The 15,085-nt window shown below is 60.0% G+C and carries 19 protein-coding genes and 1 riboswitch; of the genes, 10 read left to right on the plus strand and 9 right to left on the minus strand.

Annotated features, from left to right (window positions below; translation table 11 throughout):
• Positions 1-85: 85 nt before the first annotated feature.
• The gene (locus tag AC1RAC_RS28025; RefSeq protein WP_003188606.1) at positions 86-1,360 is read right to left on the minus strand and encodes a uracil-xanthine permease family protein; all 1,275 of its coding nucleotides are present in this window, start codon (positions 1,358-1,360) and stop codon (positions 86-88) included.
• A gap of 2 nt (positions 1,361-1,362) precedes the next feature.
• On the minus strand, positions 1,363-2,001 hold the full coding sequence (upp, locus tag AC1RAC_RS28030) for a uracil phosphoribosyltransferase (protein ID WP_003188608.1): 639 nt from the start codon (positions 1,999-2,001) through the stop codon (positions 1,363-1,365).
• A 164-nt stretch (positions 2,002-2,165) separates the two neighbouring features.
• On the opposite strand from upp, the gene AC1RAC_RS28035 reads away from it, so the two are divergent.
• The 3 genes from AC1RAC_RS28035 (at position 2,166) to AC1RAC_RS28045 (ending at position 3,693) form a co-directional block, all read left to right on the plus strand.
• On the plus strand, positions 2,166-2,723 hold the full coding sequence (locus AC1RAC_RS28035) for a hypoxanthine-guanine phosphoribosyltransferase (RefSeq protein WP_003188610.1): 558 nt from the start codon (positions 2,166-2,168) through the stop codon (positions 2,721-2,723).
• A gap of 3 nt (positions 2,724-2,726) precedes the next feature.
• Complete coding sequence (locus tag AC1RAC_RS28040; RefSeq protein WP_034126318.1) at positions 2,727-3,194, plus strand: WbuC family cupin fold metalloprotein; 468 nt, start codon at positions 2,727-2,729, stop codon at positions 3,192-3,194.
• A gap of 211 nt (positions 3,195-3,405) precedes the next feature.
• On the plus strand, positions 3,406-3,693 hold the full coding sequence (locus tag AC1RAC_RS28045) for a PA4642 family protein (protein WP_003188614.1): 288 nt from the start codon (positions 3,406-3,408) through the stop codon (positions 3,691-3,693).
• 98 nt (positions 3,694-3,791) lie between these two features.
• Here AC1RAC_RS28045 and mqo read toward each other — a convergent pair whose 3' ends face one another.
• Positions 3,792-5,330, minus strand: coding sequence for a malate dehydrogenase (quinone) (gene mqo, locus AC1RAC_RS28050; protein WP_034126319.1), 1,539 nt, complete (start codon positions 5,328-5,330; stop codon positions 3,792-3,794).
• A gap of 727 nt (positions 5,331-6,057) precedes the next feature.
• Positions 6,058-6,291 (minus strand): hypothetical protein, encoded by a 234-nt coding sequence (locus AC1RAC_RS28055; RefSeq protein ID WP_492617171.1) that lies wholly within the window; start codon positions 6,289-6,291, stop codon positions 6,058-6,060.
• A 183-nt stretch (positions 6,292-6,474) separates the two neighbouring features.
• Between AC1RAC_RS28055 and AC1RAC_RS28060 the strand changes: the two genes are divergently transcribed.
• Entirely contained in the window at positions 6,475-7,059 is a 585-nt protein-coding gene (locus AC1RAC_RS28060) for a YajG family lipoprotein (protein ID WP_034126321.1), read from the plus strand.
• Between the two features lie 60 nt (positions 7,060-7,119).
• Here AC1RAC_RS28060 and AC1RAC_RS28065 read toward each other — a convergent pair whose 3' ends face one another.
• The gene (locus tag AC1RAC_RS28065) at positions 7,120-7,329 is read right to left on the minus strand and encodes a hypothetical protein (RefSeq protein ID WP_003188620.1); all 210 of its coding nucleotides are present in this window, start codon (positions 7,327-7,329) and stop codon (positions 7,120-7,122) included.
• 182 nt (positions 7,330-7,511) lie between these two features.
• Here AC1RAC_RS28065 and AC1RAC_RS28070 point away from each other — a divergent pair, with 182 nt between their 5' ends.
• A complete protein-coding gene (locus AC1RAC_RS28070; RefSeq protein WP_034126322.1) occupies positions 7,512-7,769 on the plus strand; it encodes a hypothetical protein in 258 nt (85 codons plus the stop codon).
• A 165-nt stretch (positions 7,770-7,934) separates the two neighbouring features.
• Here AC1RAC_RS28070 and AC1RAC_RS28075 read toward each other — a convergent pair whose 3' ends face one another.
• Complete coding sequence (locus tag AC1RAC_RS28075; protein WP_492617172.1) at positions 7,935-9,098, minus strand: 1-acyl-sn-glycerol-3-phosphate acyltransferase; 1,164 nt, start codon at positions 9,096-9,098, stop codon at positions 7,935-7,937.
• Positions 9,099-9,230: 132 nt separating this feature from the next.
• Between AC1RAC_RS28075 and AC1RAC_RS28080 the strand changes: the two genes are divergently transcribed.
• The 4 genes from AC1RAC_RS28080 (at position 9,231) to AC1RAC_RS28095 (ending at position 11,302) form a co-directional block, all read left to right on the plus strand.
• Positions 9,231-9,413, plus strand: a complete 183-nt coding sequence (locus AC1RAC_RS28080; RefSeq protein ID WP_034126324.1) for a CPXCG motif-containing cysteine-rich protein — start codon at positions 9,231-9,233, stop codon at positions 9,411-9,413.
• A 32-nt stretch (positions 9,414-9,445) separates the two neighbouring features.
• A complete protein-coding gene (locus AC1RAC_RS28085) occupies positions 9,446-9,706 on the plus strand; it encodes a putative signal transducing protein (protein WP_032893538.1) in 261 nt (86 codons plus the stop codon).
• A 36-nt stretch (positions 9,707-9,742) separates the two neighbouring features.
• Positions 9,743-10,363 carry an SOS response-associated peptidase gene (locus tag AC1RAC_RS28090; RefSeq protein ID WP_054919310.1) on the plus strand — a complete coding sequence of 207 codons (621 nt, stop codon included), beginning with the start codon at positions 9,743-9,745 and terminating at the stop codon, positions 10,361-10,363.
• A gap of 120 nt (positions 10,364-10,483) precedes the next feature.
• On the plus strand, positions 10,484-11,302 hold the full coding sequence (locus AC1RAC_RS28095) for a M48 family metallopeptidase (RefSeq protein ID WP_014716953.1): 819 nt from the start codon (positions 10,484-10,486) through the stop codon (positions 11,300-11,302).
• Positions 11,303-11,443: 141 nt separating this feature from the next.
• On the opposite strand, the gene AC1RAC_RS28100 is transcribed toward AC1RAC_RS28095, so the two are convergent.
• The 3 genes from AC1RAC_RS28100 to AC1RAC_RS28110 form a co-directional block, all read right to left on the minus strand.
• Positions 11,444-12,028: a TMEM165/GDT1 family protein gene (locus tag AC1RAC_RS28100; RefSeq protein WP_054897011.1), complete on the minus strand. Its 585-nt coding sequence runs from the start codon at positions 12,026-12,028 to the stop codon at positions 11,444-11,446.
• Between the two features lie 87 nt (positions 12,029-12,115).
• Positions 12,116-12,235, minus strand: a riboswitch (yybP-ykoY riboswitch).
• Between the two features lie 50 nt (positions 12,236-12,285).
• Positions 12,286-13,284 (minus strand): methyltransferase, encoded by a 999-nt coding sequence (locus AC1RAC_RS28105; protein ID WP_034126326.1) that lies wholly within the window; start codon positions 13,282-13,284, stop codon positions 12,286-12,288.
• A gap of 30 nt (positions 13,285-13,314) precedes the next feature.
• Positions 13,315-14,280 carry a 2-hydroxyacid dehydrogenase gene (locus tag AC1RAC_RS28110; RefSeq protein WP_492617173.1) on the minus strand — a complete coding sequence of 322 codons (966 nt, stop codon included), beginning with the start codon at positions 14,278-14,280 and terminating at the stop codon, positions 13,315-13,317.
• Between the two features lie 84 nt (positions 14,281-14,364).
• On the opposite strand from AC1RAC_RS28110, the gene AC1RAC_RS28115 reads away from it, so the two are divergent.
• Entirely contained in the window at positions 14,365-14,997 is a 633-nt protein-coding gene (locus AC1RAC_RS28115) for a LysE family translocator (protein WP_014716957.1), read from the plus strand.
• The last annotated feature ends 88 nt before the right edge of the window (positions 14,998-15,085 follow it).

The raw sequence follows: 15,085 nt of genomic DNA on the forward strand, positions 1-15,085 counted from the left end.
GACGGTGTAACAGTCGACCTATCTGTCGTTTGATACACCGTCATCGCAGGCAAGCCAGCTCCCACACTGATTTGCGTTTAGTCAGTTACAGCAGCGGCTCATCCGGCTTCTTGTTCTTCCAGCCGTCATTGCCCGGCAGCAGCAAGTTCAAACCAATTGCCACCACCGCACACAGGGCGATGCCCTTGAGGCCGAAATCATCCGGGCCGGTGCCGGTACCGACCAGCACACCGCCAATCCCGAACACCAGCGTTACCGACACAATCACCAGGTTGCGCGCCTCGCCCAGGTCGATCTTGTGGCGAATCAGCGTGTTCATCCCCACCGCGGCAATCGAGCCGAACAGCAGGCACAGAATCCCGCCCATCACCGGCACGGGGATGCTCTGCAGCAGCGCGCCGAACTTGCCGATGAATGCCAGGCTGATGGCAAACACTGCCGCCCAGGTCATGATTTTCGGGTTGTAGTTCTTGGTCAGCATCACGGCGCCGGTCACTTCGGCGTAGGTGGTGTTTGGCGGGCCGCCAAACATGCCTGCAGCCGTGGTGGCGATACCGTCACCCAGCAGCGTGCGATGCAGGCCAGGCTTTTTCAGGTAATCGCGGCCGGTCACGCTGCCTACCGCAATCACACCACCGATATGCTCGATTGCCGGGGCCAGTGCTACCGGGACGATAAACAGGATGGCCTGCCAGTTGAACTCCGGCGCGGTGAAGTGGGGCAGGGCGAACCACGGCGCAGCGGCGATTTTCGCCGTGTCGACCACACCAAAGTAGAACGACATGGCAAAACCCACCAGCACGCCGGAAATGATCGGCACCAGGCGGAAAATGCCTTTGCCGAACACCGCCACGATCAAGGTGGTGAGCAGCGCTGGCATCGAAATCAGCATCGCCGTCTGGTAGTGGATCAGCTCTGCACCGTCGCCGGACTTGCCCATGGCCATGTTGGCGGCAATCGGCGCCATGGCCAGGCCGATCGAGATGATCACCGGGCCGATCACCACAGGCGGCAGCAGCCGGTCGATAAAACCGGTGCCCTTGACCTTCACGGCCAGGCCCAGGAACGTATAAACGAAACCCGCCGCCATCACGCCGCCCATGGTCGCCGCCAGGCCGAACTGGCCCTTGGCGAGAATGATCGGGGTGATGAACGCGAAGCTCGATGCCAAAAATACCGGCACCTGCCGCCCTGTCACCACCTGGAACAGCAACGTGCCCAGGCCTGCGGTAAACAGCGCGACGTTTGGATCAAGACCTGTGATCAGCGGCATCAACACCAACGCGCCAAATGCTACGAAGAGCATTTGTGCGCCAGACAGGATCTGGCGCCAAAGCGGGTCGTTGAATTCATCCTGCATGCTCACGCGTCCTTCTGCTTGGTGCCGAAGATCTTGTCACCGGCATCGCCCAGGCCCGGAATGATGTAGCCGTGTTCATTCAGGCGCTCATCGATGGATGCGGTGTAGATCTGTACATCCGGATGGGCCTTCTCGACGGCGGCGATGCCTTCGGGCGCGGCCACCAGCACCATGGCGCGGATGTCCCGGCAACCGGCTTTTTTCAGCAGGTCGATGGTGGCGACCATGGAACTGCCGGTGGCGAGCATCGGGTCGATGATCATGGCCAGGCGCTCGTTGATTTCCGGGACGAGTTTTTCCAGGTAGGTGTGGGCCTGCAGTGTTTCTTCATTGCGGGCTACGCCCACGGCGCTGACCTTGGCACCCGGGATCAGGCTGAGTACACCTTCAAGCATGCCGATACCGGCGCGCAGGATCGGTACCACGGTAATTTTCTTACCGGCGATTTTCTCCACTTGTACGGGACCGGCCCAACCGGGGATCTCGTAGGTTTCCAGGGGCAAATCCTTGGTGGCTTCGTAAGTGAGCAACGCTCCGACTTCCTGAGCAAGCTCACGGAAGTTCTTCGTGCTAATGTCGGCACGGCGCATAAGGCCGAGTTTGTGTCGGATCAGCGGGTGGCGGATCTCGCGAGTGGGCATAGGAAAGGCTCCGGCGGCGGGCAAAAAAACCGGCCTAGATTAATCTATCCGAGGGTGTTGTCCTATAGACATCAAGTACGTTAGTCCATAAAGGCTTGATTGGAGCGCACGAGAAGCGTACCTTCGCCCGCTTTTCTTGCCACAGCACCCCCTTGGAGAGCGCCATGTCTGCTGATCTCGAGCATATCCGTCAAATCATGCACGAGGCTGACTGCCTGTACACCGAAGCGCAAGTCGAAGCAGCGATCGCCAAGGTCGGCGCGCACATTACTCGCGAAATGGCCGACACCAACCCGGTGGTCTTCTGCGTGATGAACGGTGGCCTGATCTTCGCCGGCAAATTGCTGACTCACCTGCAGTTCCCATTGGAAGCCTCTTACCTGCATGCCACCCGCTATCGCAATGAAACCAGTGGCGGCGACTTGTTCTGGAAGGCCAAGCCGGAAGTGTCGTTCATCGACCGTGATGTGCTGATCATCGATGACATTCTCGATGAGGGTCACACCCTGGGTGCGATCATCGACTTCTGCAAACATGCCGGCGCACGCAAAGTGCATACCGCCGTACTGATCGACAAAGACCACGACCGCAAGGCTCGTCCTGAGCTCAAAGCCGATTTCGTCGGATTGCCGTGCGTTGACCGTTATATCTTCGGGTATGGCATGGACTACAAGGGCTACTGGCGTAACGCCAATGGCATCTACGCCGTTAAAGGGATGTAATCGATGGCTCGCTTTCTTGATCAGACCTTATTTGCAGAGTTGGCCGAGAAAGCGGGCGATAGCCCCCGTGGCCGATACCACCATAATTTCCACCAGATGGAGGAGCCGTGTCATCGCCTCGCGGTGGCGCTGCAGCCGAGTACCTATGTGCCGCCTCATCGGCACTTGAGCGCCGACAAGGCCGAGACTTTGCTGGTGCTTCAGGGGCGCCTCGGTCTGCTGATATTCACCGATGCGGGTGAAGTGATCGCCAAACGCGTGATGCAGGCGGGTGGCGAGTGCGCAGGCGTCGATCTGCCACCGGGAGTGTTTCATGGCCTGGTGGTGCTGGAGCCTGACACGGTGATGTTCGAATGCAAGGCCGGGCCTTATCGACCGGTGGGTGAGGGCGAACTGGCTGATTGGGCACCGCGAGAAGGTGATGCAGGTGTGGCTGACTACCAGCGCTGGATGCTTGCTCAGTTCGACTGAACACTGACATCCAAATGTGGGCGTCTGTAGGAGCGAGCTTGCTCGCGAAAAACGTCAACGATAACGCGTGCTTCCTGAATAAACGCGGCGCCTTTGAGCTTTTCACGAGCAAGCTCGCTCCTACAGGTATTAGGGCGAGCCCCCTCCCGCATCCGGCGTCGCGCAGGTAGACTTCAAACCCCGTGTAAATGTCTGCAGGCTGGAGTCGGTAATGCGTAAAGATAAGAAACAGGTGATTGGCGACGAAATCGGTGACGACCAGATCAAGTTGTTCCTGGACTTCGAGCCGGTTGATGCGACGTCGCCGTCCCTGCACAAACTGATCAAGGCCTATCGCGGCCTGCGTATCGACGACTTCGAGCGTTTCCTGGGCTTTTTCAAAGAAGCAGGCCTGGACCTGGACGGCAAGGACGAGCATGGCCAGACCTTCGTCGACCTGATCAAGGACCAGCGCAACGCCGCCGAGTACATCGAACTGATCGACAACGCCCGCGGCTGATTGTCCGAGCAAAAAAAACGCCCCGGCTTCAGAGTCCGGGGCGTTTTGCTTTTAACGGTAGGAGCGAGCTTGCTCGCGAAGAACCTGAGAGCGGCGCCTTAATCCACTTGCGCCGCGTTATCGTTGACGTTTTTCGCGAGCGAGCTCGCTCCTACAGGTTCCACCAGCTCCAGGCTGATGTTGTTCTGCGTGTTGATCTTGCGATACAGCTCGGCGTCCGTCTCCAGCACTTTCTCGCGCGCCGGGAAGATCTCGTGCAGCTTGGTGGCCCATTCACCGGCGGCTTTCTGCGGGAAGCAGCGCTCGATCAGCTCCAGCATGATCGAGACGGTGACCGAAGCACCAGGAGACGCGCCCAGCAGCGCCGCAAGCGAACCGTCCTTGGCAGCAACCAGTTCGGTGCCGAACTGCAGCACGCCGCCTTTCTTCGGATCTTTCTTGATTATTTGCACGCGCTGGCCGGCCACTTCCAGGCGCCAGTCTTCGGCTTTCGCCTCGGGGTAGAAGCGACGCAGGGATTCCAGGCGCTGTTCCATGGACTGGCGCACTTCGCTGACCAGGTACTTGGTCAGGTCCATGTTGTCGCGGGCCACGGCCAGCATCGGGCCGATGTTGCCGGCGCGAATCGACATCGGCAGGTCAAGGAACGAGCCGTGTTTGAGGAACTTGGTGGTGAAACCGGCGTATGGCCCGAACAGCAGGGATTTCTTGCCATCCACTACGCGGGTGTCCAGGTGCGGCACGGACATCGGCGGCGAGCCCACGGCAGCCTGGCTGTAGACCTTGGCCTGGTGCTGCTTGACCACTTCCGGGTTGTCGCAACGCAGCCACTGGCCGCTCACCGGGAAGCCGCCGAAGCCTTTGCTCTCTTCGATGCCCGAGGCCTGCAGCAATGGCAGCGCCGCACCGCCAGCGCCGAGGAATACGAACTTGGCATCGACGTCGCGGCTGTTACCGCTATTGACGTCCTTGATGCTCACGGTCCAGCCCGCGCCGTTGCGCTTGAGGCCGGTCACGCGTTTGCAGTACTTGACCTGGGCGTCCGGCGAGCTGGTCAGGTGGCTGAGCAACTGATTGGTCAGGGCGCCAAAGTTGACGTCTGTGCCGTTCATCACACGGGTGGCGGCGATTTTTTCATCGAGCGGGCGGCCCGGCATCATCAGCGGCATCCACTCGGCCATTTCGCTGCGGTCTTCGGTGTAGTGCATGTCCGAAAACGCGTGGTGCTGGCTGAGGGTCTCAAAGCGCTTCTTGAGGAAGGACACGCCTTTGTCGCCCTGCACGAAGCTCAGGTGGGGCACCGGGCTGATGAACGACCTGGACGAGCCAAAGGTGCCCTTCTTGGTCAGGTAAGCCCAGAACTGCTTCGACACCTCGAACTGGGTGTTGATGTGCACGGCTTTCTTGATGTCGATGGAGCCATCGGCGGCCTGCGGCGTGTAGTTCAGCTCACACAGCCCGGCGTGGCCGGTACCGGCGTTGTTCCACGGGTTGGAACTCTCCGCGGCACCCGAATCCATCAGCTCAACGACTTCCAGCGTGAGGCCGGGGTCGAGCTCTTTGAGCAGTACGGCCAGGGTGGCACTCATGATGCCGGCCCCTACCAGTACTACGTCGACTGCTTCGTTATGCGCCATTTAACGCGTCTCCAAAATCTGCAGCACCAAATTGACGGCATGGCTGCCAGGAGTGATGGGGCGGTTCACGTGTTGCCCCAGGTTACCCATGGCCAGGATCGCCATGTCCGATTCGCAATTCTTTGCAACTTCAGCACACGCTTCCTGCCGGGCTAATCTGCCTATGAACGCATTCATGGGCGCCTGTGGCAATTCGACTTATGGTCAAAGCGTGCGATTCGTGCAACCAATCCGTAGCGGACAGGCTCAAGCTCCGGTTTTTGAGGAAGGCTCGATCCTGTGTAATTGGGCTGACCCAGACGCTGATGGTGCTTGTACAAACGCCAAACTATTCATTTGCTCGCCACACTCTTGTGAAGTTGTGAAAACCCGTTTTTTCACGCTCTTTTGAAGACGTGAACCTCAAAAAAGGGCTGCCCCAGCCTGGCACCTGGCCCGTAAACCTCTGCCGACACGCGGCGAAACGGGCAAACAACTCAAGTGGCCGAGCGCAATGGCAGCTCTGGCAGATTCGATAAAAGACGGGGTGGTTTGCAAAGGAAACAGCAAGCACGCCAGCTTCACTCGATCTGTGTGGGCGGCTCTCTGTGGGCGATTTTGGGGCTAATGCCTGGGCATTAACGATGCTGCGAGGCCCGATCAGGAGACGTCCTTATAATCGGGGGGAGATTGTAGCGAAGAACGTCAGTGAAATGGGCGTGTTTTATGACTTTTATTAGGGGCCTGGTCAGGAGGCCAACGCTTGCCGGTGTCGTGGGCGAAAAACCTTTGGGCTGATCCGGGCGCTGGCCGGCAGTGGGCGGTGCATCCAGCCCAGGTGAGTCTCGGTCACTTCCACCCAGCCTTCACCGACGGGCGGCAGGCTGCACTGCTTGAAGGCCAGGCAATGTCCGTGGGCATCAAGCAGGGCAAAGTGGCGATGACGAGCGTGGGACATGAACAGGGTCTTGAGAAGGCGCATGGCTGTGTACCTGGTGTGTTACATGCTTGAAGGTTGCCAGTGTGGCATGACACTGGGGTGACGAATTTATGCGAATTTGTAATTTGCGCAGGGGCTTCAGCCGCCGTTCAGGATCGCTGGTGAGTGGTGCGCGTGCACCGTTATACTGGCGTCCTGTCTGCACCTAGTCCTGGAGAAATGCGTATGTTGCAACGCCTGTTGTTCGGTTTGATCACTGTGACCAGTTTGACCCTTGTCGGCTGCGCCAACAGCCCGCAACAACTCAGCCCGCAACCTAAAGTCACCGCGCAGTTGGCGGCGGTAGGCCACGGCCAGCCGGTTTCGGTACGCGTGGTTGACGGTCGCCCGTCGCCAACCCTGGGTTCGCGTGGCGGCCTGTATCCTGAGACCGCACTGATTTCGGTGAACGGCCAGGATGTGCTGCCCAAGTTGCAGGCCCAGGCTGAAGCCGCTGTGCGTTTGCTGGGCTTTACGCCGACCAACTCGCCAGGCGTGCCGCAACTGACCGTGACCCTGGCCGAGCTGAAATACCAGTCGCCCAAAGACGGCCTGTATGTGACCGAGGCTTCCATCGGCGCTACCTTCAAGTCTGACGTCAGTGCCGGTACCCGCCGCTACAGTGGCCGCTACGCAGCCTCGCTCAACCAGCGGTTCGGCATGTCGCCCAACCAGGAAACCAACACCAAGCTGGTCAGCGACGTGCTCAGTGATGCCTTGACCCGCCTGTTCAAGGACCCAAGCATCGGTCAACTGCTCAGCGCGCAATAAGCCGCTCACAAAAAACCGGGCTCATCGCTGAGCCCGGTTTTTTTGTGCCCGTGGTTTTTGTCATGCGGCCGTATCGACATAAAAGTCCAGCATGCTCACACCGGTGAGCAGATCCAGCTCCGGCAGATCGGCATGCTGGTGCCCGCCGAGGGCGCAATACACCAGCCAATGGCGGTCCTGAACGTTGAACGCGAGACTGCCGATCAGCGCCTCCTGTTCCTCGCTCTGGGCGATCAAATACAGCCGATCCTGGTTTTGCGCATGCAACATGACAAGCTCCTCAAGCGTCGAAGGGCAACAGAGTGGCTTGTTAAGGTGACGTTCAGGTGACGGCGTAAATTACTGGATACATTAGCCGTCAATGGGGAAGGAGCATTAAATGCGCAGGAGGCGACTGTCGTTCAGGTGTGTACCTGGACTGATACCCGAAGACTGATTTACCGAGGTTTGCGATGGCGCTGCCCGCACTGCTCATCAATATTGTTGCCCTCTTGGTTGCCTGCTCGGGCGCCTGGGTGTTGTTCATCACCCGTCTGCATGCACAGCGTGCGATAGCTGACCTGGCCCTGCGCAGCGAAGAGCGCGCTATCGACCAACCGATGCTGTTTCTGGATACACGCACCGAACGGGCGCATCGCCTGGCGTACCGCGTCGGGTTCGCCTGCCTTGGCTTGGCCCTGGCCATCTCCTGGCTCAGCACCCGCTTGTAATTCCACTGCGAAACCAAATGTGGGAGCGGGCTTGCCCGCGAAGGCGGTGTATCAGCCACTGAATCTTTAACTGAACCAACGCTATCGCAGGCAAGCCAGCTCCCACACTGGCCATGTACTGCCCGCAGAGTCAGCGCCTGCCACATATCCCCTGTGGGCTCACTATTACAGGGGGATACCGGCCTTGACTCGGTATTGGTTGCGTACCGGCGTCGCATACTGCACCACCAGATAAGGCCGGTGCTCCGCCGGGCACTCGTTCAAGCGCCGCTCCCATTCCGCCTTCGCCTTGGCCAGCTCATCGGCCGGGAACACGTCCGCCGCCTTGGGCACCGGCAATTGCGGGTCGGCATCACTCCACTGCGCGTACGCCAGGTAGTGCACCGGAAACAAGCGGTAGCCACCGAGGATCTGCCGGTCCATTTCCGCGGCCAGCAGCTTGGTGTCTTCGAAACGCTCGGTGATCGGCGGCGCAAAGTTCACGTGCACCCGGCCTTTATAGCCGGTAATGCCCAGGGCGATGCTCACATCATCCTCGCCCGGTGCCTTGGTGTAGGTGCCGGTGGTGGCGCGGATATACAACTCGCGTGCCTTGGCGGCATCGCAGGGGTCGTATTCGTAGCTGATGGACACTGGCGTCAGGTTCAACGACTGGATGACCTCGGCAAATGGCTCGTCCTTGCGGCTGACGTGGAACATCTTGAGGATCGCCGATTCGGTACGGTCATCACCATCCTTGGCCCGGCCTTCAGCCTGGGCAATCCAGATCGACTGGCAGTCGTTGCGGATCGAATGGTTGATGTAGGCCGACAGCAGGTTGTAGGCCGCCATCTTCTCCTTTCGCCCGGTAATCGAACGGTGCACGATGAAGCTCTTGTTCAGGCGCATCAGGTCGCTGACAAACGGCTTTTGCAGCAGGTTGTCGCCGATGGCGATGCGCGGCGTCGGCAGGCCGGCGTGGTACACGGCGTAGTTGACGAAGGCCGGGTCCATCACGATGTCACGGTGGTTAGCCAGAAACAGATAGGCAGTGCCGGATTTCAGTTGCTCGACGCCGGTATAGGTCACGCCGTCGGTCGCCCGGTCAATGGTGTGGTCAACGTAGTACTCGACCTTGTCCTGCAGCGTGGCCACGGTGGTGACGCCAGCGAACTCGCGGCGCAGTTTGCGCGCAATCATTGGCTTGAGCAGCCAGCCCAGGGCGCCTGCAAAGCGCGGGAAGCGGAAGTGGGTCAGGATGTCCAGAAAGGCCTTGTCACTGAACAGGCGCGCCAGCACTGCCGGGACTTCGCTGTCGTTGTAAGGTCGGATGGTATCGAATTCGCCCATCATGCTCTCTTGTTAGAAACGGCTAGGGTAAGTAAAAGGAAATGTCAGGGTGCGGTCCGAATAAGGGGCCGGCCAAGAATAGCCCTGTAAATAGACCGGCGATTATACGCACAAGTCACCTAGGAGACTGCGATGCTCGAAACTGCGCTGTACGATTGTCCTTATTGTGGCGAAGCGGTCGAGACGACGGTGGATTTGTCTGGCGGGGACCAGACCTATATAGAAGACTGCCAAGTGTGTTGCCGGCCGATCACGTTCGACCTGCAAGTTCATGGTGAAGAGTGGATGCTTGAAACCCGCAGCGAAAATGAATAATGCGCAGCGGGAACGAATAAAAAGGTACGCCCATGCAGCGAATCTACGAACCGGAAAATCTGATGGAGGGCGAGTTGTTGCAGCAGATGCTTGCCAGTGAAGGTATCGAGGCGCACCTGGTGGGGCGCCATTTGCTCGGCGGCACGGGCGAGTTGCCGATATTCGGCTTGCTGGGGCTGGAGGTCGACAACGACCAGGCCGCCTGCGCCCGCGAACTGATCACCGCCTATATCGGCGCCCAACCCTTGCCCGGTGACGAACCCGACAGCTTCCCTGACGTGTTGGTCTGTTAGGCTGTCGGTCGGTTTACCCAAGAGTCGTGTTGCCCCATGTGTGGACGTTATGCCCTGTTTCGCTGGAACCCTGCCTTTACTGCCTTGCCCGGCTTCCCCGCCGACCAGCAGGCCCAGTGGAACATCTCCCCGAATGATTCGGTGCTGATCCAGCGCCTGAGCGAGGGCCAACTCACCCTGGCGCGTGCCCGTTGGGGCCTCACACCGCCCTGGCTGACAGACCTGTCGCGCACCCCGGCCCACGCTCGCGCAGAAACCCTGGCCGAACAACCGATGTTTCGTGAAGCCTTCCGCTTGCGCCGTTGCCTGCTGCCCGCCAATGGCTTTTATGAGTGGCGCGGCACCCAGCGCAAGCGCCCGTACTGGCTCACGCCGGGGGAGGGCTCCACGTTGTTCTTTGCCGCAGTGTGGGAAGCGTATCCGGTGCAGGAGCAGGTGTGGCTGAGCACGGCGGTGGTTACCCAAGCGGCGCAAAGTCAGCGGCGGCCATTGATCCTGGACGCGGCAGGGCAGGCCGCCTGGCTCGATCCCGAGACTCCGCTGCAGGTGCTACAGGGCCTGCTGGCGGCTGAGCCTGCCGTGCTGCGCGAGCGGGTGCTGGCCAATATGGTCAACGATCCGAAGCTCAATGGGCCGGAATGCCTGACCCCGGCATGAGCTTTGCCCGTCGGGCCGCGTTCGGATGTATCTTAAATTCAGCGGTTAAACGTCCAGGGTATCTGGCGCAGATACAAATGACCGCCTACGATACGCGCCATGTTTTCAGGGAGCGTGTTCATGAAGAAGTCATTGGTGGTAAGTGGTTTGGTTGCAGCAATGCTGCTGGCGGGTTGCCAGTCGGTCAATACCACCAGCGGCGGCGCCGTTGGGGTAGAGCGCAAGCAGTACATGTTCAGCATGCTGTCGAGTCAGGAAGTCGACCAGATGTATGCCCAGTCTTATCAGCAGACCCTGGGTGAAGCCAGCAGCAAAGGGGTGCTGGACAAGACCAGCGCCAACGCCAAGCGCGTGCAGGCCATTGCCAAGCGCCTGATCGCCCAGGCTCCGACTTTCCGCGCGGATGCGGCCCAGTGGAACTGGGACGTGAACCTGATCAAAAGCGATGAGATGAACGCCAACTGCGGGCCAGGCGGCAAGATCCTGGTGTACAGCGGCTTGATCGACAACCTCAAGCTCACCGATGACGAGCTGGCTGCCGTGATGGGTCATGAAATCGCCCACGCACTGCGTGAACACGGCCGCGAAGCCATGTCCAAGGCCTACGGTATCCAGATGGCCAAGCAGGGCGCCGGGGCAATATTCGGTCTCGGCCAGGACAGCCTGGCACTGGCCGATACCGTCGCCAACTACGGCATGACCTTGCCCAACAGCCGCAGCAACGAAAACGAAGCCGACCTGATCGGCCTGGAGCTGGCGGCCCGCGCTGGCTACAACCCGAACGCGGCCATCACGTTGTGGAACAAGATGGCCAAGGCTTCGGAAGGCGCACCGCCGGAATTCATGAGCACGCACCCGGCTTCGGACAGCCGCATCGCGTCCTTGCAGGCGGCGATTCCGAAGGTGATGCCGCTCTACCAGCAGGCCAAGAAGTCCTGATCGACGCCGTGTAGGAGCGAGCTTGCTCGCGAAAAACGTCAACGATAACGCGTGTTGCCTGAATAAACGCGGCGCCGGTGAGTTTTTCGCGAGCAAGCTCGCTCCTACAGGCATCAGGGCAAACCATCTTCCGTGTTTGCCTTAGATCCAGCCGCTGCTCTGCATGGCCTTGTACACTGCAATAATCGCCAGCACGAAGAACGCCGTAGCCGCCAAGCGACGAATCAAGGTCAGCGGCAGTTTCTCCGCGGCAAAATTCCCCGCCAGCACCACCGGCACGTTGGCAATCAACATGCCCAGGGTGGTACCGATAATCACCAGCCACAGTTCCGGGTATTGCGCCGCCAGCATCACCGTGGCGATCTGGGTTTTGTCACCGATTTCGGCGAGGAAGAACGCAATCAAGGTGGTCAGGAAGGGCCCGAACTTACGGGTGGTACTGGCTTCGTCATCATCGAGTTTGTCCGGCACCAGGGTCCAAAGCGCCGTGGCGCAGAAGCTCGCGGCGAGGATCCAGTGCAGCACCGCATCCGAGAAGAAACTCCCGAACCAGGCGCCCACGGCACCGGCCGCCGCATGGTTGGCCAGGGTCGCGGCAACGATGCCGGCGATGATCGGCCAGGGCTTGCGAAAGCGAGCAGCAAGGATGAGTGCGAGCAGTTGCGTCTTGTCGCCGATTTCGGCCAAGGCAACGATTGCGGTAGGAACGAGTAGTGAATCCAGCATCAGGTAGTTTCCAGGGGCGGGTCGACACGGCTATGACACGTACAGCCTTCCCGCCCCGGGTAAGGTGTGCGTGTCATAGGTCTTGTCAAACCCCGGTCCGTCTGTGCGGACTCCTGGGTCGCATACGCCATGGTCTGCTGACCAAGTATGTTGACGTATGCCGGACGAGCATGGCTCGTGGGAGACTACTCCCCTAGGACGCTGCGGATTCTGCCTAGGCAAAATCCATTCGGCAAGCGTTCTTTTTCAAACGTCCGTCAGGGGCGCTTGGCGCGGTAAATGCGAAAACCATTGCCTTCGGCCTTGATTGCGCAGATGCCCAAATGCTCTTCGATCAGTGGCTGGTACTTCAGGAAGCTATTGGCAACCAGGCGAAGTTCGCCACCTTTTGCCAGGTGTTTCGCTGCTTTTCGCAGCAGGTTCTCCGTGGCGAAATAATCGGTATGCACGCCGACATGGAATGGCGGGTTGCTCAAAATCGCGTTCAAACCCATGGGCGCCGCGTCGATTCCGTCGCCGGTCAACACGTCGGCTTCCAGGCCGTTCGCTGCCAGCGTCAGGCGACTGCTGGCAGCGGCGAAGGCATCCACATCCAGCATCGTCACGGTGTTGTGCGGGTAGCGGCGTTTGACCGCAGCCCCCAGTACGCCAGCGCCGCAACCGAAATCGAGCAGGTTGCCGCTGGGCAGCTTGTCCAAGTGCTCCAGCAACAACTCGGTGCCGCGGTCCAGGCGACCATGGCTGAACACCCCTGGCAAGCTCACCACCTTCAGCGGACCTTCGGCCAGGGGGACGTCGAAGACCTGCGCCAGGCTCTCAAGCTCCACGGCTTGCGGCGCGTTAGCGACAGTGACCTGCCATAGTTGGCAATGCCGTGCGCTATCGAGCTTGCGCGGTTTGCCGAACGGAACCATCTGCTTGGCGGCACTTTCGATACCCCCCTTTTTCTCGCCCACCAGAAACAGCTCAGCGCCAGGCAGGCGCGCGGCCACGGCGTTGAGCAGGTAGTCGGTGAGGTCTTTGGACTTGGGCAGGAAAATCACCGCCGCATCAAAGGCGCGCTCGGGCACTGTCACGCCAAACTGGCTGCGTTCGGCGAAGCGCGCATCGAGCGCCGCCTGGTCACCGGCATGCCAGCACCAGCCGTGGGCATTGGGCAGGCGCCCAAGCAAATCGTCGGCAGGCAAACCTACGAGCAGCAGGTTGCCTTGAAAAAGTTCGGCCTGTCGAAGCAGTACTTCACTGCGCGGATCCATAGTCTGCTCCTTGAAAAGGGGCGCAGTTTATCAACTGACGACGCGCAGCGGGGCGCCGTTGAAAAAGCCCTGGGCGTTTTCCGTGAGCTGGCCAACGATACGCTGCCGTGCTTCGCGACTGCCCCAGGCGTTGTGGGGCGTGACGATCAAGCGTGGAATGTCTCCCGCCAGCAGCGGGTTGCCATTGACTGGCGGCTCGACACTCAGCACATCAGTCGCCGCGCCGCCAAGGTGACCACTTCGCAGCGCGTCGGCCAGGGCCTGTTCATTGATCAAACCACCGCGCGCAGTATTGACCACAAATGCGCCGGGCTTGAGCAAGGCCAGTTCACGGGCGCCGATAAAGTCGCGGGTGTGTTCATTGAGTGGGCAATGCAGGGTCAGCGCATCGACCTGGGTCAGCAATTCGTCCAGCGGCACACGGTCGGCGCGGGCAGGGCGCCCAGGTATCGCGCCGAGCATCACGCGCATGCCGAACGCTTCGGCCAGGCGTGCCACGGCACTGCCCAATTCACCATGGCCGAGCAGGCCGAGGGTTTTGCCTTCCAGTTCGACGATCGGATGGTCCAGCAGGCAAAACTGTTTGGCATGCTGCCATTTGCCAGCGGCCACATCCTGTTGGTAATCCTTCAAGCGCGTGGCGAGGTTGAGCAACAGCATGATCGTATGTTGCGCCACCGACGGCGTGCCGTAACCCTGGCAGTTGCTCACGGTAATCCCCTGGGCGCGGGCCGCTTCAAGGTCGATATTGTTGGTGCCGGTGGCCGACACCAGGATCAGCTTGAGCTCGGGGCAGGCCGCCAGGGTTTGGGCTGTGAGCGGGATTTTGTTGCTGATGGCGACTTGGGCGCCCTGCAAGCGCTCCCGCACATTTTCTGGCGCGGTCTGTTCAAACAACTGCAACTGGCTGAAGCAGTCATGCAAACCGCTGAGGTCGAGGTCGCCCAAGTCCAGCGAAGGGTGGTCGAGGAAGACGGCGCGGCGATTGTTCATGATCAACTGTACCTTTTGCGACGAGGTTCGAAGGCGTAATCTGCCGAGCCTATCAGATGAAATAATCAGTTACTTAATGGAGTGAGCATGTACGTCGCCGAGTTTTTGACCGTAGCCTTGATTCACTTGTTGGCAGTGGCGAGCCCCGGCCCGGATTTCGCCGTGGTGGTGCGTGAAAGCGTGACCCACGGCCGCCGTGCTGGCACATGGACGGCCTTGGGCGTCGGTTCGGCGATTTTCCTGCATGTGGGTTACTCGTTGCTGGGTATCGGCTTGATCGTGTCCCAGTCCATTGTATTGTTCAATGCGTTGAAGTGGGCCGCAGCCGCGTACCTGCTTTACATTGGCTTCAAGGCCCTGCGCGCCCAGCCGGCCAAGCCTGCGGCCGAGGGCGAGTTGCACCGTGAAGCGGGCGAGCGCACCCCACGCGGCGCGTTTACCGCAGGTTTTGTGACCAATGGCTTGAACCCCAAGGCCACGCTGTTCTTTCTGTCGCTGTTCACCGTAGTGATCAACCCGCACACGCCGCTGGCAGTGCAGGCCGGTTATGGGGTGTACCTGGCGGTGGCGACTGCGTTGTGGTTTTGCCTGGTGGCCATGTTGTTCAGCCAGCAGCGCGTGCGCGCCGGGTTTGCAAAGATGGGTCATTGGTTTGATCGGACCATGGGCGCGGTGTTGATTGCCATCGGGGTGAAACTGGCCTTTACCAGCATGAAATAATCATTTTTCTCAAGTGAGCACAATCCAGATGTGGGAGCGGGCTTGCTCGCGAATGCGGTGCTTCAGTCAAAGATATACCGGCTGACAC

It is taken from the genome of Pseudomonas sp. GW823-FHT02F05, assembly GCF_058797315.1.